The sequence below is a fragment of the Pseudoalteromonas obscura genome (assembly GCF_030135505.1).
Classification (GTDB): Bacteria; Pseudomonadota; Gammaproteobacteria; order Enterobacterales; family Alteromonadaceae; genus Pseudoalteromonas; species Pseudoalteromonas obscura.
Genome location: NZ_JASJUT010000006.1, coordinates 230,004 through 247,734, shown reverse-complemented (window position 1 = coordinate 247,734; position 17,731 = coordinate 230,004). Strand labels below are relative to the sequence as shown.

22 protein-coding genes and 1 riboswitch are annotated in these 17,731 nt (G+C 43.3%); of the genes, 20 read left to right on the top strand and 2 right to left on the bottom strand.

The window, feature by feature from the left end:
* From QNM18_RS15735 to ung, 17 genes are all read left to right on the top strand, one after another.
* Window positions 1–1,200, top strand: a complete 1,200-nt coding sequence (locus QNM18_RS15735; RefSeq protein ID WP_211012758.1) for an NADH:ubiquinone reductase (Na(+)-transporting) subunit B — start codon at window positions 1–3, stop codon at window positions 1,198–1,200.
* Window positions 1,193–1,939 carry a Na(+)-translocating NADH-quinone reductase subunit C gene (locus tag QNM18_RS15730; protein ID WP_211012759.1) on the top strand — a complete coding sequence of 249 codons (747 nt, stop codon included), beginning with the start codon at window positions 1,193–1,195 and terminating at the stop codon, window positions 1,937–1,939. Before QNM18_RS15735 ends, QNM18_RS15730 begins: the two co-directional genes overlap by 8 nt.
* Window positions 1,939–2,571, top strand: a complete 633-nt coding sequence (locus QNM18_RS15725) for an NADH:ubiquinone reductase (Na(+)-transporting) subunit D (protein ID WP_023399565.1) — start codon at window positions 1,939–1,941, stop codon at window positions 2,569–2,571. Before QNM18_RS15730 ends, QNM18_RS15725 begins: the two co-directional genes overlap by 1 nt.
* A gap of 10 nt (window positions 2,572–2,581) precedes the next feature.
* A complete protein-coding gene (gene nqrE, locus QNM18_RS15720; protein ID WP_023399566.1) occupies window positions 2,582–3,190 on the top strand; it encodes an NADH:ubiquinone reductase (Na(+)-transporting) subunit E in 609 nt (202 codons plus the stop codon).
* Between the two features lie 19 nt (window positions 3,191–3,209).
* Complete coding sequence (gene nqrF, locus QNM18_RS15715) at window positions 3,210–4,436, top strand: NADH:ubiquinone reductase (Na(+)-transporting) subunit F (RefSeq protein WP_284137744.1); 1,227 nt, start codon at window positions 3,210–3,212, stop codon at window positions 4,434–4,436.
* A 99-nt stretch (window positions 4,437–4,535) separates the two neighbouring features.
* Window positions 4,536–5,567: an FAD:protein FMN transferase gene (locus QNM18_RS15710; RefSeq protein ID WP_284137743.1), complete on the top strand. Its 1,032-nt coding sequence runs from the start codon at window positions 4,536–4,538 to the stop codon at window positions 5,565–5,567.
* A 139-nt stretch (window positions 5,568–5,706) separates the two neighbouring features.
* Entirely contained in the window at window positions 5,707–5,919 is a 213-nt protein-coding gene (gene nqrM / locus QNM18_RS15705) for a (Na+)-NQR maturation NqrM (RefSeq protein ID WP_023399569.1), read from the top strand.
* Window positions 5,920–5,970: 51 nt separating this feature from the next.
* Window positions 5,971–6,570 carry a histidine phosphatase family protein gene (locus QNM18_RS15700; RefSeq protein WP_284137742.1) on the top strand — a complete coding sequence of 200 codons (600 nt, stop codon included), beginning with the start codon at window positions 5,971–5,973 and terminating at the stop codon, window positions 6,568–6,570.
* Window positions 6,565–6,709: riboswitch (cobalamin riboswitch) on the top strand. It overlaps the preceding gene by 6 nt.
* An 81-nt stretch (window positions 6,710–6,790) precedes the next feature.
* Window positions 6,791–7,615 carry an ABC transporter ATP-binding protein gene (locus QNM18_RS15695; RefSeq protein ID WP_284137741.1) on the top strand — a complete coding sequence of 275 codons (825 nt, stop codon included), beginning with the start codon at window positions 6,791–6,793 and terminating at the stop codon, window positions 7,613–7,615.
* On the top strand, window positions 7,612–8,604 hold the full coding sequence (locus QNM18_RS15690; RefSeq protein ID WP_284137740.1) for a FecCD family ABC transporter permease: 993 nt from the start codon (window positions 7,612–7,614) through the stop codon (window positions 8,602–8,604). The genes QNM18_RS15695 and QNM18_RS15690 overlap by 4 nt, the downstream gene beginning before the upstream one ends.
* Before the next feature lie 11 nt (window positions 8,605–8,615).
* On the top strand, window positions 8,616–9,671 hold the full coding sequence (gene cobT, locus QNM18_RS15685) for a nicotinate-nucleotide--dimethylbenzimidazole phosphoribosyltransferase (RefSeq protein WP_284137739.1): 1,056 nt from the start codon (window positions 8,616–8,618) through the stop codon (window positions 9,669–9,671).
* A gap of 1 nt (window position 9,672) precedes the next feature.
* The gene (locus QNM18_RS15680) at window positions 9,673–10,449 is read left to right on the top strand and encodes an adenosylcobinamide-GDP ribazoletransferase (RefSeq protein ID WP_284137738.1); all 777 of its coding nucleotides are present in this window, start codon (window positions 9,673–9,675) and stop codon (window positions 10,447–10,449) included.
* Window positions 10,446–10,988 (top strand): bifunctional adenosylcobinamide kinase/adenosylcobinamide-phosphate guanylyltransferase, encoded by a 543-nt coding sequence (cobU, locus tag QNM18_RS15675; RefSeq protein WP_284137737.1) that lies wholly within the window; start codon window positions 10,446–10,448, stop codon window positions 10,986–10,988. The genes QNM18_RS15680 and cobU overlap by 4 nt, the downstream gene beginning before the upstream one ends.
* On the top strand, window positions 10,985–12,454 hold the full coding sequence (locus tag QNM18_RS15670; protein WP_284137736.1) for a cobyric acid synthase: 1,470 nt from the start codon (window positions 10,985–10,987) through the stop codon (window positions 12,452–12,454). The genes cobU and QNM18_RS15670 overlap by 4 nt, the downstream gene beginning before the upstream one ends.
* A 9-nt stretch (window positions 12,455–12,463) precedes the next feature.
* On the top strand, window positions 12,464–13,063 hold the full coding sequence (gene cobO / locus QNM18_RS15665) for a cob(I)yrinic acid a,c-diamide adenosyltransferase (RefSeq protein WP_284137735.1): 600 nt from the start codon (window positions 12,464–12,466) through the stop codon (window positions 13,061–13,063).
* Entirely contained in the window at window positions 13,063–13,920 is an 858-nt protein-coding gene (locus QNM18_RS15660) for a cobalamin-binding protein (RefSeq protein ID WP_211012770.1), read from the top strand. The genes cobO and QNM18_RS15660 overlap by 1 nt, the downstream gene beginning before the upstream one ends.
* On the top strand, window positions 13,917–14,576 hold the full coding sequence (gene ung, locus QNM18_RS15655; protein ID WP_284137734.1) for a uracil-DNA glycosylase: 660 nt from the start codon (window positions 13,917–13,919) through the stop codon (window positions 14,574–14,576). Before QNM18_RS15660 ends, ung begins: the two co-directional genes overlap by 4 nt.
* Before the next feature lie 78 nt (window positions 14,577–14,654).
* Here ung and QNM18_RS15650 read toward each other — a convergent pair whose 3' ends face one another.
* Entirely contained in the window at window positions 14,655–14,846 is a 192-nt protein-coding gene (locus tag QNM18_RS15650; RefSeq protein WP_211012772.1) for a DUF3545 family protein, read from the bottom strand.
* Between the two features lie 255 nt (window positions 14,847–15,101).
* Between QNM18_RS15650 and QNM18_RS15645 the strand changes: the two genes are divergently transcribed.
* Window positions 15,102–15,407: a hypothetical protein gene (locus tag QNM18_RS15645; protein WP_211012773.1), complete on the top strand. Its 306-nt coding sequence runs from the start codon at window positions 15,102–15,104 to the stop codon at window positions 15,405–15,407.
* A gap of 63 nt (window positions 15,408–15,470) precedes the next feature.
* On the opposite strand, the gene tal is transcribed toward QNM18_RS15645, so the two are convergent.
* On the bottom strand, window positions 15,471–16,421 hold the full coding sequence (gene tal / locus QNM18_RS15640) for a transaldolase (RefSeq protein WP_284137733.1): 951 nt from the start codon (window positions 16,419–16,421) through the stop codon (window positions 15,471–15,473).
* Between the two features lie 294 nt (window positions 16,422–16,715).
* On the opposite strand from tal, the gene yaaA reads away from it, so the two are divergent.
* Both yaaA and QNM18_RS15630 read left to right on the top strand, forming a co-directional pair.
* Window positions 16,716–17,495: a peroxide stress protein YaaA gene (yaaA, locus tag QNM18_RS15635; RefSeq protein WP_211012775.1), complete on the top strand. Its 780-nt coding sequence runs from the start codon at window positions 16,716–16,718 to the stop codon at window positions 17,493–17,495.
* Window positions 17,492–17,710: a hypothetical protein gene (locus QNM18_RS15630; protein ID WP_211012776.1), complete on the top strand. Its 219-nt coding sequence runs from the start codon at window positions 17,492–17,494 to the stop codon at window positions 17,708–17,710. Before yaaA ends, QNM18_RS15630 begins: the two co-directional genes overlap by 4 nt.
* The last annotated feature ends 21 nt before the right edge of the window (window positions 17,711–17,731 follow it).

Here is a 17,731-nt window from a genome sequence, read left to right as displayed (position 1 = left end):
ATGGCCTTAAAGAAATTTTTAGAAGACATTGAACCTCACTTTGAACCAGGTGGAAAACACGAGAAGTGGTATGCGCTTTACGAAGCCATTGCAACTGTGTTTTATACTCCTGGTTATGTAAACAAAGGCGGCACGCACGTGCGTGATAACATCGACCTAAAACGTATCATGATCTTGGTATGGATGGCGACGTTCCCGGCTATGTTCTTCGGTATGTTCAACATCGGTCACCAAGCTGCAATCGCTATTGGTAATGGTTTTGACATCGCAACTACTTGGCAAGCTGGTATTTTCCAAGCGTTAGGTGGTGAGCTGACAGCAACTTCCGGCTGGGCAGCGAAAATGTTTTATGGTGCGTGTTTCTTCCTGCCTATTTACGGAACTGTGTTCATTGTAGGTGGTTTCTGGGAAGTATTATTCGCGTCAGTTCGTAAGCATGAAGTAAACGAAGGTTTCTTCGTAACGTCTGTTTTATTTGCATTGATCCTGCCTGCAACTATTCCTTTATGGCAAGTTGCTCTAGGTATCACATTTGGTGTTGTAGTAGCTAAAGAAGTATTCGGTGGTACAGGCCGTAACTTCCTTAACCCTGCACTAGCTGGTCGTGCGTTCCTATTCTTCGCATACCCAGGTGATATCTCTGGTGACACAGTATGGACAGCAGTAGATTCGTTCTCTGGTGCTACATACCTAGGTCAAGCAGCGATTGGTTCACTAGATTACAGCAACATGCAGTTGTGGTGGAATGCGTTCTACGGCTTTATCCAAGGTTCAGTGGGTGAAACGTCTACGCTAGCACTGGCAATTGGTGGCTTGTTCTTAATGTATGTTCGTATCGCGTCATGGCGTATCGTACTAGGTACTTTCCTAGGTATGGTTGTGATGGCTACACTTCTGAACGTGATTGGTTCAGATACGAACCCAACATTTGCTATGCCTTGGCATTGGCACTTAGTACTTGGTGGTTTTGCATTTGGTATGTTCTTTATGGCGACAGACCCTGTTTCAGCGTCTTTCACTGACAAAGGTAAATGGGCATACGGTGCATTAATTGGTGTTATGGTTGTACTTATCCGTGTTGTTAACCCGGCATACCCAGAGGGTATGATGTTAGCAATTCTATTCGCTAACCTATTCGCACCACTATTCGACCACTTTGTAGTGCAGTCTAATGTGAAGAGGAGATTGGCACGTGTCTAGTAACAATGAAACTATCGGCAAAACGTTAGGCGTTGTTGTTGGTCTATGTTTAGTGTGTGCAATCGTCGTATCTTTTGCGGCAGTACAATTACGCCCACTACAGCAAGCTAACAAAATTGAAGACGTTCAGCGTAACATTCTAGCTGCAGCTGGTTTTAAAGACGTTGAAAACGTTGCTCAAAAATACAATGAAGTAATTGATGCACGCGTTGTTGACTTTAAATCAGGTGAGTTTGTTGAAACTGATCCTAACTCATTCGATTTTACAATGACTAAGTTTGATGCGGAGCGAAGCTTTGCACTTCCAAAAGAAGAAGACTTAGCTGGTGTACTTCGTATGACTCATGAGTCTCCTGTATACCTTGCTAAAGACAGCAATGGTCAGGTTGAATCAGTGATCCTTCCTATTCAAGGTTACGGTCTTTGGGGCATCATGTATGGTTTCATCGCACTTGAACTTGATACAAAAACCATTAAAGCTATCAACTTCTATCAGCATAACGAAACTGCTGGTCTTGGTGGTGAAATCCAGAACCCTAAGTGGACAGCTACTTGGGAAGGCAAACAACTACCGGTTGATATCGTAAAAGGCACTGCTGGCAGCGATGTAAACAAAGTTGATGGCATCTCTGGTGCAACACTGACGTCGAATGGTGTTGAAAACACATTCAAGTTCTGGACAGGCGATAAAGCGTTTGGTCCATTCCTAGCGAAAGTACGTGAAGGGGCATTGAACTAATGGCTAATGCAAAAGAAATGAAGGAAGTCTTGTTAGGACCAGTCTTCGCAAACAACCCGATTGCTCTGCAAGTATTGGGTATTTGTTCTGCGCTAGCGGTTACTTCAAGCCTTAAAAATGCGCTTATCATGTCACTCGCTTTGACTGTGGTAACTGCGTTTTCAAGCTTATTTATCTCGTTGATCCGTAATCACATTCCGTCAAGTGTACGTATCATCGTTCAAATGACGATTATCGCATCGTTGGTAATCGTTGTTGACCAAACACTTCAAGCATTTGTTTATGCAACAGCTAAAGAACTTACCGTATTCGTTGGTCTAATTATTACCAACTGTATCGTAATGGGTCGTGCTGAAGCATATGCTATGAAGTCGCCACCGCTTATGTCTTTCTTAGACGGTATCGGTAACGGTCTTGGTTACTCTGTAGTTCTACTTACAATTGGTTTTGTTCGTGAACTATTCGGTGCAGGTGCACTATTTGGTGTTGAAATTCTTCCACTTGTTGCTGACGGTGGTTGGTACCAGCCAATGGGTCTATTAATTATGCCATTCAGTTCATTCTTCTTAGTTGGTTTCTTCATTTGGGTACTACGTACTTATAAGAAAGACCAAGTAGAAGCGAAGGCATAAGGGGAGAAAGATGGAACATTATCTTAGCTTATTTGTAAAAGCTGTTTTCATTGAAAACTTAGCGCTATCTTTCTTCTTAGGTATGTGTACATTCCTTGCGGTATCTAAGAAAGTAACGACCTCGTTTGGTCTTGGTGTTGCTGTAATCTTTGTACTAGGTGTGGCTGTACCGGTAAACAACATTGTTTATCACGCAGTACTTGCACCAGGTGCGCTAGAGTGGCTTGGTTTCCCTGAAGCTGACTTGAGCTTCCTGAAATTCCTGACTTTCATCGGTGTAATTGCTGCACTAGTACAGATCCTAGAGATGACTTTGGACAAGTTCTTCCCTGCGCTATATAACGCGCTTGGTATTTTCTTGCCTCTTATCACTGTAAACTGTGCGATTTTCGGTGCGGTAGCATTCATGGTTGAGCGTAACTACAACCTAGCAGAATCAGTCGTATTCGGCGTCGGTTCTGGTGTGGGTTGGGCGCTTGCAATTGTATTGCTAGCAGGTCTTCGTGAGAAGATGAAGTATGCTGATATTCCTGACGGTCTTCGTGGTTTAGGTATTACCTTTATCACTGTAGGTCTTATGGGCTTTGGCTTCTTGTCATTCTCTGGTATTTCACTTTAATTAGCGAGGAAACTATACGATGGAAACGATTGTATTAGGCGTAAGTATGTTCATCGCTATCGTTGTGATCTTGGTGCTAGTCATCATCGCAGCGAAATCGAAGCTTGTACCAAGCGGTGACATCACGATTGGCATCAATGGCGATGCTGACAAAGCAATTACTTCAGCACCAGGTGGTAAGCTACTAGGCTCACTAGCTGATGCAGGTATCTTCATTTCATCAGCATGTGGTGGTGGTGGTTCTTGTGGCCAGTGTCGCGTACATGTTCATTCTGGTGGTGGTGATATCCTTCCTACAGAGCTTGACCACATTACTAAAGGTGAAGCGCGTGAAGGTTGTCGTCTAGCGTGTCAGGTTGCTGTTAAGACTGACATGGAAATCGAAGTAGAAGAGTCTATCTTCGGTGTTAAGAAGTGGGAATGTACAGTTATCTCTAACGATAACAAAGCGACATTCATCAAAGAGCTTAAGCTTGGTATCCCTGAAGGTGAGGTTGTACCTTTCCGTGCAGGTGGTTATATCCAGATTGAAGCACCAGCTCACCACGTTAAATATGCTGACTTCGATATTCCTGACGAATATCGTGGCGACTGGGAGCGTTTCGGTTTCTTCAACCTTGAGTCTAAGGTCGATGACGAAACAATTCGTGCATACTCAATGGCTAACTACCCAGAAGAGTTTGGCATCATTATGCTTAACGTACGTATTGCAACTCCGCCGCCAAATAACCTAAGCCTACCTTGTGGTAAGATGTCATCGTACATCTGGTCACTAAAAGAAGGTGATAAAGTAACTATCTCTGGTCCATTTGGTGAATTCTTCGCGAAAGAAACTGAAGCAGAAATGGTATTCGTTGGTGGTGGTGCAGGTATGGCACCAATGCGTTCACACATCTTTGACCAGCTTAAGCGTCTTAACTCAGACCGTAAGATGTCTTTCTGGTACGGTGCACGTTCTAAGCGTGAGATGTTCTACGTAGAAGACTTTGACGGCCTAGCAGCTGACAACGACAACTTTGAATGGCACGTAGCGCTTTCAGATCCTCAACCAGAGGACAACTGGGAAGGTTACACAGGCTTCATCCACAACGTATTACTAGAAAACTATCTGAAGGACCATGAAGCGCCTGAAGATTGTGAGTTCTACATGTGTGGTCCACCGATGATGAACGCGGCTGTTATCAACATGCTGAAAGATCTTGGTGTTGAAGACGAAAACATCCTACTTGATGACTTCGGTGGTTAATTAGGTAATTAGATATGATGAAATGTCGTATTTAATAAGATTAAACCCCTAGGGCATTCCCTAGGGGTTTTTTTATACGTTTTAAGGACTAAAAAGTAGATGCAAAAACTCAGTTATTTATTCTCTGTTATTTTTTTAGTGTTTTTCTTGTCAGCCTGCGGACAGCAGCAATCTCAACTAAAGCCGGTTGAAATAAACGGCAAAACTATGGGGACGACCTACAATATTAAAGTTTTCCCAGGTCCAATAGCATTAGAAGCGGACCGTTTTAAAAAAGAAGTCGATGAAACCCTGATCGCAGTTAACCAATCTATGTCGACATATATCCCAGACTCTGAAATTAACCGATTTAACCGCCTCGACGCAAATACAGTGATGCCAATCAGCGGTGACTTTCGAACGGTTGTCGCTGAGTCTATTCGTTTAGGGGAGTCGACTAAAACCTTAGATGTGACAATGGGCCCACTGATTGATTTATGGGGCTTCGGTCCGGATAAAAGACCTACCAAAAGGCCATTACAATCAGAAATTGAAGCTATGCAGGCAAACATCGGGGTGAATAAACTTCAGCTCACCTCAGAAGGTCTTGCTAAAACTTTGCCTCATTTAGAGCTGTCATTTTCAGCTACGGCTAAAGGTTACGGCATTGACAAAGTCGCTGAGTTAATCGAGAAAAAAGGGTTTTCAAATTATATGGTAGAGATCGGCGGTGAACTTCGAATTTCGGGCAGTAAGCCGGAAGGTGCACCATGGCGTATCGCCATCGAAAAACCGGATGCGCCTGCAGGGCAACGTCAAATTCACCGTGTTGTAGAGCCAGGTAATAATGCCATCGCGACATCTGGGGATTATCGAATTTTCTACGAAATGGACGGGGAAGTATTTACGCATTTAATTGACCCAGGTACAGGTAAGCCTGTACGTCATGACTTGGTGTCTGTGACGGTGTTGCATCCATCTGCAATGACAGCCGATGGGTTGGCTACAGCGCTCACTGTGATGGGAACGCAACGAGCAAGAGCATATGCTGAAGAACATAATCTGCCAGTATATTTGATTAGTAAAACCGATGCTGGGCTAGAGACATTTTCAAGTACTGCTTTTGAACCGTATTTAGATGTAAAAAAGTAATCAGTGAATTAGGCTAAATATCATTGCTTTTAGTGTGGTAAATTCATTCAACTTTGGCAGATTTAGATATATAATATCGAAAGTATACCGTCAGTTGCTTGGATGTTGACCAAGCTAGTTTATTGAGGGGCCTTTGCCTATGTCACTATTTATTCTTACCTTTGGATTACTTGTATTGATTGCTGCAGCTATGGCTGTGGGTGTAATAGTTCAGAAAAAATCAATGGCAAGCAGCTGTGGTGGCCTAGGTTCAATGGGTATCGACAAAATTTGTGATTGTGATGACCCATGTGACAAGCGTAAAAAGCGCTTGGCGAAAGAACAGTCTTGGCGCGAAAATCAAATTTTGTAAATCGATTTAAAAACGCAGGGGATCCTGCGTTTTTATTGTCTGTTTGATCAGATGATTCAAACTCTTTATTTTATTCGTCATACCGAAACAACCCAGTCGGGCATGCTGTTGGGTAAGACTGACCCACCGTTGACCAGTACTAGCCATCAGCAATTGCTTACTATTTTTGACTCTCTTCCCAAGCCTGATAGAGTGATCAGTTCTCCAAAACTTCGTTGTTTGGCGCCTGCACAAGCATATGCTGAAAAATCCGGACTCGCCCTATCGATAAAAAGTGAGTTACAAGAGATGGATTTTGGGCTTTGGGACGGTAAAAGCTATGATTGGTTGTGGCAAAATGCTACCGACCCAAGTATTGGTGAATTTTGGCAAAACCCGTGGGATATCGCAGTTCCGGAAGGGGAATCAATGATCACCTTCAATAATAGAATCGCATCGTGGTGGCAAACATTTACTGCAGATCGCACAGATGATACCGTCCTAGTAGTGACCCATGGTGGGGTGATAAAGCAGTTGCTAGCACTTTGGCTCGAGCTGCCCAAAGGTGTCTCAAGTCATTTAAATTGTTTTGAGGTTGGCTATGGCTGCGTGGTTAAAGTAACCGTTTTTTATGATGAAGTTGGCAAGGCATGGCCTAAAGTTGTGTTTTAGCCATCTAGACTTCATAATACACAAAATTATTTCGACATCGCTTGGGAATGAGGTGTAAACCCTCAGCTGTCCCCGCAACTGTGAGTGCGTCAGTTTGACTAGCCGCACAAAGCCAGATACCAAGGTTGAGATAACAGCTTAAGCGGGCGCACTTAAGTTACATCCACATGTTTCATTTGTATTGCAAGCTGTAGTGATGTGTGCCCGAAGAAGAGGAATTATGGCGGCAGCACAAGTATCAGTTAGTAACCTACACCTAGTTATCAATAATAAATCCATTTTAACTGACATGAGTTTTTCCATAGAACAGGGTCGGTTTCTTGGGTTAATAGGTCCAAATGGAGCTGGAAAATCCTCATTGCTACGATGTCTGTACCGCTTTCAGGCTCCAACATCTGGTGCCATTACGATAGATGGTAAAAATATCGCGGAGTTTAATCGGCAAGATTACGCACGCAAAGTCGCGGCTGTGCTGCAAGAGATCCCTAGTCAGTTTAATCTAGGGGTGTTTGATGTAGTCGCGATGGGTTTGACGCCTCATAAAAGTCTATTTGCGAGTGTATCTCTGCGCGATAAACAGGCCATTCAAGAGGCGCTATCAAAAGTGGGGCTGACTCATAAACAGAAGCAATCTTACGAATCGTTGTCAGGTGGTGAGAAACAGCGTGTCATGATTGCAAGAGCAATTGTGCAAAGCCCAAGTTTGTTACTGATGGATGAGCCGACCAGTCATTTAGATGTGAAATATCAAATTGAAATTATGGCATTGGCAAAATCATTGGGGATCACGGTAGTGGCCTCCTTCCATGATTTGAATCTCGCTGCTGCGATATGTGATTCAATTTTGGTTGTAGATAAAGGAAAGTTGGTTGCGCACGGTTCTCCACAAAATGTAGTCTCATCGTCAATGCTCGCACAGGTTTTTGGTGTCAATGCGGATGTAACGTTACAGCAGTGTGCTAAGCGTGAGCATGTTATTCCCCATATTCGTTATCAATATCAGCAACCTGCAATTCATAGGGGCATACCAAGGAGTCAGCCATGAGGTTTGCCGCAAGCAGTGTCCTGTTGTTGGCTTGTTTGTTTAGCTTCGTTTGTAGTTTGAGCATTGGGGCCGTGCAAGTTGACTTTTACGATGTGTGGTTAGCACTTTGGTCGTATGACAACACACAACTGGCGCAAAAAATCGTAATAGAACTCAGGCTTCCGAGAGCCATTCTCGCATTTTTGGCTGGTGCGGGGTTGGCAACAGCAGGACTGATTTTACAAACAGTTACTCGTAATCCACTTGCTGATCCATATCTTTTTGGCATTTCTTCAGGTGCTTCGTTTGGTGTGGTTTTATTACTCACCTTGTTTGGGATACAAAGTGGGTTAGCTATGTCAGGGGCGGCATTACTTGGCAGTATATGCGCAATGAGTTTGCTGCTTTTGATTGCTTACCATAAAGGAACCGCACAAATAGAAAATATGCTACTTGCTGGCGTTGCGCTGTCTTTCTTGTTTAATGCGTTCACTAGTTTGCTTCTGTATTGGAGTGACCCCCAAGCGGTTAGCGCCATAATATTTTGGAGCCTAGGCAGCTTTAGTCGGGCTGATTGGGTTTGGATGTGGCTACCTTCGATTGTCGTAATAAGTGGGTTGGTGATTGTAATTTGCTTTAGACGACATTTAAATGCGTTGCTTTTGGGTGACGAAAGTGCTGTTACGCTGGGGGTCAATGTTCACCGATTACGCTTGGGTATGTTATTGGTAAGTTCTTTGTTGACTGCTGTGTTAGTAGCAGCGTGTGGTGGTGTCGGATTTGTCGGGTTAATGATCCCCCATATTGTGCGTTTTTTCATTTCTCAAGCTCGTGTACTCGGTATGATAGTTACCGCTTTAAGCGGTGGGTTACTGATGCTGTGGGTTGATGTCTTAGCGCGTACCATCATTGAAAATCAAGAGTTACCCATTGGCGTTATCACTGCAGCAATTGGTAGCGTATTTTTTCTTTCTCTGCTTATGTTCCGAAAACGCACCGCAAGTATTTAATGAGGCTTAAAATGATCTCACCTTTGGATTTAACGCACAGCAATTACATTCAGCAAAAAATGGATATGAAGACCAAACCCAAAGGCTCTTTGGGTAAACTAGAAGCACTAGCAAAACAACTGGTTTTGATTTACGCCCAAGGTATTGGAGAGCGGTCTCTTTCGTCAATGCAGTTTGCAATTAAAGAGCCAAGCATCAGTGTGTTTGCAGGCGATCATGGTATAGCGAAAGAAGGTGTCTCGATAGCGCCTAGCGAAGTCACCGGTCAAATGGTTGCTAACTTTGCCAGCGGTGGGGCTGCTATTTGTGTTTTAGCTCGTCAGTTAGGGTGGCATTTAAACGTTGTTGATTGCGGAATTCTAACACCAGTGCCAATGAGCAATGTCGTCGATAGCCGACTCGGTACAATAACAGCGCCATTCCACCAGCGATGTGCTATGAGCTTGGCCCAAGTAGAAGCTGGGTTTGTGAGCGCCAAGCGGCTGGTTGAATCTGACATACAGCGCGGCAGCAATCTTTTTGCATTTGGAGAAATGGGGATAGGCAACACAACCTCGGCTGCTGCGATATTTTCAGCTATGTCTGGACTGCCTCCCTCACAGACTGTTGGGCAGGGGACAGGAGTCTGTCAGGAGGTTGTCGATAAGAAGCAACGTTTAGTGGAGCAGGCGTTAGCAAAGCACAAGCTCGATAGCACCAAACCCGAAGAGGTTTTACTGTCTGTTGGTGGGTTTGAAATTGTTCATATAGTTGGCGCAATATTGGCCGCCGCTGAAGCAAAAAAACCAGTTGTGATTGATGGTTATATCGCTACGGCTGCAGCCATACTGGCAATTGCGATGGAACCACATTGCAAGCAATATATGATATTCGCCCATTGCTCAAACGAGCAAGGGCATAGGAAAATGTTGGACTACTTAGAGGTCGAGCCATTATTGCATTTAGATATGCGATTGGGTGAGGGCAGTGGTGCAGCACTTGCTCTGCCGATAATTCAAAGTTCACTCGCAATTTATAATGAGATGGCGAGCTTTTCAGACGCGCAAGTAACTCAAGTTGTAAAATGATATGAGACAACTCTCCCTATTTAAACTTGCAGTTGTTTTTCTCACTCGCGTGCCAATCAAACTAAGTGGCCCCGTGAGTGATGAGCACATCAATCGAGCTACTAGGTATTTTGCTTGTGTGGGTTTGTGTATCGGTGTGTTGATGGCATTACTTCTTTGGGCTATGTCATTATTCTTGCCATTTGGTGTAGTCATTGTATTTACACTTGGTGCGAGTTTACTCCTTACTGGCGCATTTCATGAAGATGGATTTGCGGACGTTTGGGACGGTTTTGGCGGTGGGTGGAGTAGGCAACAAAAACTCGACATTATGAAAGATAGTCGTCTGGGTACCTATGGTAGTGTGGCGTTACTAATATTGCTGCTCAGTAAATTTCAGCTCATGCTTGCACTGAGCGAAAACTTATCAGCACTGTTGTGCAGTGTCGTGCTTGCACAGACCCTGAGTCGGGTTAGTGCAACGAGCTTAATTGGTAAACTACCCTACGTTCAGCTTGATTCACAAAGTAAAGTAAAGCCGATTGCAAAAAGCTTAAATGCTCAATGTCGCACAATTTTGTATGTCACAGGGGGCGTGGTGTTATTTCTGACTTATCTGCTGTCTCTGACGTCTATCTGGCAAATTGTTACTCTCATTGCCACTTTGTGGGTGACACGCGGGTTATGTCAGCTATGGTTTAAACATCAACTTGGTGGGTACACAGGAGATTGTTTAGGTGCAGCGCAGCAGGTTTCGGAAATTGCCATTTATACTTATTGCGTGGTGAGCTTTTTATGACTAGACGCGTAGAATTCATCCTTGGCGGTGCTCGTTCTGGAAAAAGTTCGATGGCGGAGCACCGAGCACAAAGCTGGTTGGCTTCAGGCAATGTTCAAGAGCTGATTTATCTGGCAACGGCTCAGGGTAAAGATGAAGAAATGGCGTGCAGAATTATGCATCATAAAGCCAATCGAGATCCCTGCTGGCAAGTCATTGAGTGCCCTTGGCACATAGCTCCCATTATCGCTCAATTAAAACCTTCGCAATGCGTACTTGTAGATTGCTTAACACTCTGGTTGACATACGGCTTGTGTGAGGTTGAGTGGTCGGAATATCAAACACAAAAAAAACATCTGATTGACGCGTTGTTAGCGACTTCTGGAAGCGTGATACTTGTGAGTAATGAAGTGGGTCATGGCATCGTACCTTTGGGTGAATTAAGTCGACAATTTGTCGATGAGTCGGGGCGTTTGAATCAAGAAGTTGCGGGCATTGCCGATCAAGTGGACTTTGTGATGGCGGGTTTGGCATTAAATTTAAAACGTGGTTTAAAATGAAAACAATAATGGTTCAGGGGACTACCTCTGATGCAGGTAAAAGCACTTTGGTGGCTGGTTTATGCCGTTTGGCTGCAAGAAAGGGCATGCAAGTCGCCCCGTTTAAGCCGCAAAATATGGCGCTTAATAGTGCGGTTACTCCTTGCGGAGGAGAGATCGGGCGAGCACAGGCGCTCCAAGCCATGGCTGCAAAAGTCCCATTAAGTGTCGACTTTAATCCAATTTTGCTAAAGCCTAACTCGGACACCGGTGCACAGGTCATTGTGCATGGTCATGCACTGACTAATATGGAAGCGGCTGGGTATCAGGATTATAAAGCGGTTGCTATGCAGGCCGTATTGGCGTCTCACCAAAGGTTGGGCCAGTCTTATCAGCTCTGTTTGGTAGAGGGAGCGGGAAGTCCGGCAGAAATCAACCTCAGAGAAAATGATATCGCCAATATGGGGTTTGCGTGTGAAGTAAATTGTCCAGTTATTATCATTGCTGATATCGATAAAGGAGGTGTATTCGCACATCTAGTTGGTACTTTAGCACTGTTAAGTGAACAAGAGCAGGCGTTGGTGCAAGGTTTTGTTATCAATCGATTTAGGGGAGATATCGGGTTATTACAATCCGGCTTAGATTGGCTAGAGGAGTATACTGGTAAACCAGTATTGGGTGTTTTGCCTTATCTACATGATTTAGCCTTAGATGCAGAAGATGCGGTAACAATAGAAAATCGAACAGAGAACGCCAGTTTGAATATTGCTGTTTTACTATTGCCTCATATTAGTAATCATACCGACTTTGATAGTCTTAGGCTAAACCCCAAGGTGGATTTGAGATATGTTCGCCATGGAGAAAAAATCGGAAACGTTGATCTCATCATCATTCCAGGTAGTAAAAATGTCACTAGTGATTTGGCTTTTTTGTGTAGTGAAGGGTGGGATCAGGAAATTAAGCGTCACTTGAGGTATCAAGGAAAAGTATTAGGAATTTGCGGCGGCTTGCAGATGCTCGGGCAAAAAATAGTAGATCCGCTCAATATCGAGTCGTCACAAAAGTTTACTATGGCGCTTGGTTTAGCCGCCTTAACCACCGAATTGAAAGAAACGAAGCAACTGACCAATGTGTCAGGACATTGTTTATTAAACAACGGGAAAGTTGATATATCAGGGTATGAAATTCACTGTGGTCAGAGTGAGGGGGAAGCACTTAAGCGGCCATTTTTAGCTTTCGTCGAACACCCGTTAGGTGCGGCTACGGATGGCTTTATTTCCGAAGATAATTTGATAGCAGGTACTTACTTGCATGGTTTGTTTGATAACCCCGATACCAGTACCGCAATTTTGCAGTGGGCCAGCAATGGTAAATTTGATTGTAGTGGGTTTGATTTGGCGAAACACCGCGAAGCACAATTAGAAAAACTAGCTGATATTTGTGAGCAGCATCTAAATATAGACAAGATTTTTGCACTCGACGTATAGGAGTCAAGTATGACAGACAAAAACCAAGAAAAGTACAAAGAGAGACAACAAAAAGTTAAAGAGCAAGTTGATCAAAAAGTCGCACAGGCCACAATTGAGCAAGGTATTCTTCAAGTGATCACCGGGAACGGGAAAGGTAAGTCGACATCTGGCTTTGGTACAGTGGCGCGTTGTGTCGGCCACGGAATGAAAGCAGCGGTAGTACAATTTATCAAGGGTACTTGGGAATGTGGTGAACGCAATTTATTGGAAAGTGCAGGCGTGCCGTTTGCTGTTATGAAAACAGGCTTTACTTGGGAGACTCAAAATAGAGATACAGATACGCAAGCTGCGCAAGCGACGTGGCAACAAGCGAAGGCTTGGCTTCAGGATGATGAAATTAACTTGGTATTATTAGATGAGCTAACTTATATGGTGAGCTATGACTACTTAGACTTGGATGAAGTGATTGAGGCATTGAATAACAGGCCTAAAATGCAATCAGTGATCATTACGGGTAGAGGAGCACACCGCCGCTTGACCGAATTGGCCGATACGGTAAGTGAAGTCAGGAATGTTAAGCATGCTTTTGAAGCGGGAATTCAAGCACAAAAAGGGTTCGACTACTGATGCTCAAACAGGTTTTTATGCTATCTATATTTGTGCTGCTGTACTCAAATAATACGCAGGCACAATCGGAAAAAGTGTTTAACCGTATAGTCGCATTGGCACCGCATATCGTTGAAAACCTCTATGCAATCGGTGCTGGAAGTAAAATAGTGGGTACTGTTGAATATGCAGATTATCCAGAGGCTGCAAAAAAAATCCCTCGCATTGGTGGGTTTCATGGTATTCAGCTAGAAAAAGTCTTGGCGCTTAAGCCTGATCTGGTGATTGTATGGCAAAGTGGCAACAAAGAAGGGGATATCGAGAAACTAAAATCACTAGGCATCCCAGTTGTTTATAGTGTGGCAAAAGACATTCATCAGGTTCCGAGGGAGTTAATGAAGTTAGGAAAACTGACAGGGCGAGAGGCGCAAGCTAAGTTGAAAGCCGATAAGTTTCTTTCCGATTATCATACTCTTGTTGAAAAGTACAAAAACATGTCGTCACTGGACGTCTTTTATCAATTATGGCCGTCACCTATGATGACGATCAATGGTAATACGTGGATACACCAAACGTTATCAACATGTAAGGTGCGTAATGTCTTTGCTAATGCGACAACAGAGTACCCTCAAATAAGTCTTGAGAATGTCATCGCGAAGCATCCACAAGTCATTATCATTCCAAATGAGCGGGCAAAAAAGCAGCCACAAAAAGTCGACTGGCAGCTATGGACTGAAATTCCAGCGGTTAAGCACAAGCAGTATATTGAAGTCGATGCAGATTTGCTGCACCGCTTTAGCACTCGAATGCTGACAGGAGTGAAAGATATGTGTGATAAACTGCACGCATCACGAACTTACTACGGAAAACGAACATGACAACATGGCAAGAATTGTTGGGAGCAGAAAAACAGCAGCCTTATTTTCAAGATACGATGACCTATGTTGCACAAAGACGCAACGAAGGTGTTGTTGTCTATCCGCCGCAAGCGCAGGTGTTTGAAGCTTTTAAAGTGACAGAGCTCAATGAGGTTAAAGTGGTAATACTGGGCCAAGACCCTTACCATGGCCCCAACCAAGCTCACGGATTATGTTTTTCAGTATTGCCCGGTGTTAAGGCACCGCCTTCTCTTGCTAACATGTACAAAGAGTTGGCAACAGATATCACTGGGTTTACGATACCCGATCACGGCTATTTACTGCCTTGGGCAAAGCAAGGGGTATTGTTGCTAAATACGGTATTGACCGTAGAGCAGGGTCAAGCACATTCGCATAAACATTTAGGGTGGGAGCGTTTTACCGATGTGGTGATAGCACAGCTTAATGAGCATTGTGAAGGCGTTGTATTTCTTTTATGGGGCGCACATGCCCAGAAAAAAGGAAAGGCAATTGATAAGTCGCGCCATCATGTATTGCATGCGCCACATCCATCTCCTCTATCCGCTCACAGAGGATTCTTTGGTTGTCAACATTTCTCTAAAACCAACAAACTACTAGAGTCAATGGGTAAAAGCCCCATTAACTGGCAAGTATAATCAAGTTACTGGCATGCTTTCGCATGCCACTGCATACGGTCAGACAAACAAAAGGCTCTAATTTATAGAGCCTTTTTGTTATATAAAATCGAGTTCGTCTAAATCGACGCTGTCTGCGAATATGTCTAGTTCTTCCAATTCCTTACGAAGGCGTTGTCGGTCTTTAAGCGCTTCTATTTCACGCCACTTTCTTTTTTTCCCCTTCGATGAGGCTTTCTTTTTTGGTTCCGGACTTTCTATTACTTCTATCATATCGTCTAGGCTATCCATGAATATCTCCTATTGATGTACTAACCTCAAAACATGTGTTTTAGCATTACCCCATTTGCACGAAAAACACACTTGAGTAATGCTGGTATACCACAGACAGTAGAAAAATAAAACACTAATATGTATTTAAAGTGAAAACAAGGTGACAGTTTAATTACAGAAATCGATTGGGGAAATATTGCGGTTTTTGAATGAAACGTGGCTCTGGTTAGGGTACTATAGTGCCTCAAAAATAAATAAGTAATGGAAATATTTATGAAAAAAGCAATACTAGCCTCTTCTCTTTTGTTCGCTTCTCTTAACGCTATGGCTAACCCATCTGGTAAGTCAATAGATCTTGTTTTTCACTGTGGTGAAAACTTTGCGATTTCAGCTGGTGGTAAGCTATACCTACTAGACAGCACAGCCTTTTCTGAAGCGCAGTACAACCGTTTGTATAGCATGGCAATGACCATGGTAACGACAGGCAAAGCTGCGGGGAGTGTATTCACTTCTGGTGGTACAATCAGGTGGTGTGGTAACGATGTGACTAAGATTACAAACTTAAGCATGCGTCGATAATCTGCGGCATGCTGTAGAGCAATAAAAAAAGCGCCTTTGGCGCTTTTTTACATTTTAACCAAATTATAATTTGGTCACTTCTGACTCTAAAATTTCCTGAGCATGCGCAAATGCTCTTATACCCTCTGCGAGTTTTTCAGTAGCCATTGCATCTTGGTTATGTAACCAACGGAACTCACTCTCAGTTAATGGAGCTGGCTTCTCAGCGCTAGCTTGGGCATTTTCCAGCAAGTAGTCTTCGGTTGCAGGTAATTCACCAAGCTCTTCTAATAGAGCAGGGCTGATTGTCAGTTTATCACACCCAGTCAGTGCAACGATTTCTCCAGTGTTACGGAAGCTTGCACCCATTACGACTGTTTTATAACCGTGGCGTTTGTAGAAATCGTAAATGGTACGAACAGATTGTACACCTGGGTCGTCTAGCGGATCAGTTGGCTTATCAACACCATGGGCAACGTGCCAGTCAAGAATACGGCCAACAAATGGTGAGATAAGAAATACATTTGCGTCCGCGCATGCGCGTGCCTGAGCTTGGCTAAATAGCAGTGTTAAGTTACATTTAACGCCCTGCTTTTCTAACTCTTCAGCTGCTTTAATACCTTCCCAAGTTGAAGCTATTTTGATGAGGATTTTGTCTTTGCTTACACCTTGCTCTTCATATAGTGCTAGCAGTTGTTGTGCCTTTGCAATGGTTGCCTGTGTATCGAATGACAAACGAGCATCAACCTCTGTTGAAATATAACCCGGAACAATGCTTGCGATTTCTTTGCCAATTAATACAGCGAAATAATCACAGGCCAACTCAACTTGCTTTTGCTCGTCTTGCTCTTGAGATTTTGCGTAATCTAACGCTTGTTTTAGAAACGGCTGATAGGCAGGCGTTTGTGCTGCTTTAAGTAAAAGTGATGGATTAGTTGTTGCGTCTTCCGGTTGGTGTTTACGGATCGCTTCGATGTCGCCTGTATCGGCAACAATCGACGAATGCTGTTTTAGCCTATCTAATGCTGAAGTCATGCTGTCCTCATTCCTATATTTGCAGCTATAAATAAAATTACACACCTTATGTTGCAATACCGTGATCAGCTTTTATAGGTCAAATGTCCGCATGACTTATATCATATGGTTTTGTCCTAGCCGGTTTTGGTCATTTTTATAATAAGGCGAGTTATGTTTACCCACAGTAAGGTGCTGTCTATTACCTAGTGGTTACGTGACTGAGCAACTGAAGGCGGAAGATTTTACGCTTGCGATCAACTGTGGATAGTGTTGAAATTGACATTAATCAATATTTAAGTCAATAGGCTATCAATGATCACGGTAATTTCACCTGCAAAAAATCTCGATTACGACTCTAGCGTGCCAACAACGCAACACACCCTACCTGAGTTATTGACGCATTCAGAAGCATTAATTTCAGTATGTCGTGATTTAAGTCCTCAAGAAATCGGCAGTTTAATGAAAATCAGCGATAAACTGGCTGGTTTAAATGCGGCGAGATTTGCCGAGTGGTCACAGCCTTTTACCATTGATAATGCAAGACAAGCCATTTTTGCATTTAATGGTGATGTATACGCAGGTTTAGATGCCACCAGCTTACCGCAAAATGTTTTGGAGCATACGCAGCAGCATTTACGGATTTTATCTGGCTTGTATGGGCTGTTGAGACCTTTGGATCTTATGCAAGCATACCGTTTAGAAATGGGTACTAAGCTTGCCAATTCACGAGGGAAAAACCTCTATGAGTTTTGGGGCAGCATTATTGCAGATAAGCTTAATGAAGCTCTGGCAGAGTCAGATTCAAAGCAGCTTGTTAACCTTGCTTCTAATGAGTATTTTAAAGCAGTTGATAAAAAGGCGCTGAAAGCAGATATTATCACGCCAGTATTTAAAGACTGCAAGAATGGTCAGTATAAAGTGATCAGTTTTTATGCTAAAAAAGCACGAGGAATGATGGCAAGATATATTATGGAAAATAAAATAAATGATATCGAGTCATTAAAGGAATTTAACACTTCCGGTTATTACTTTAGCGAAGAAGCGACAACTAAAGCCAATGAGCCGGTATTTTTAAGAGAAGAGCAGGCATGAAAAAAATAGTAGCTATTGGGCTTTTTATATTATTACAAGGATGTGGTACACGAGTGTCAATTTTAAACTCCAGTGGTGAAATTTCATGTCAACATAAACAGCAAGAGTGTCTTAGCATATGTAAAGAAGATGGACTTACACAACCATGTGCACAGCAATGCCAAGCAGAATCAATCTGTGAAGTTACTCCGCACCCTGACGTAGAAGTATATTAGTAATTTGGTCCGATTTATAAA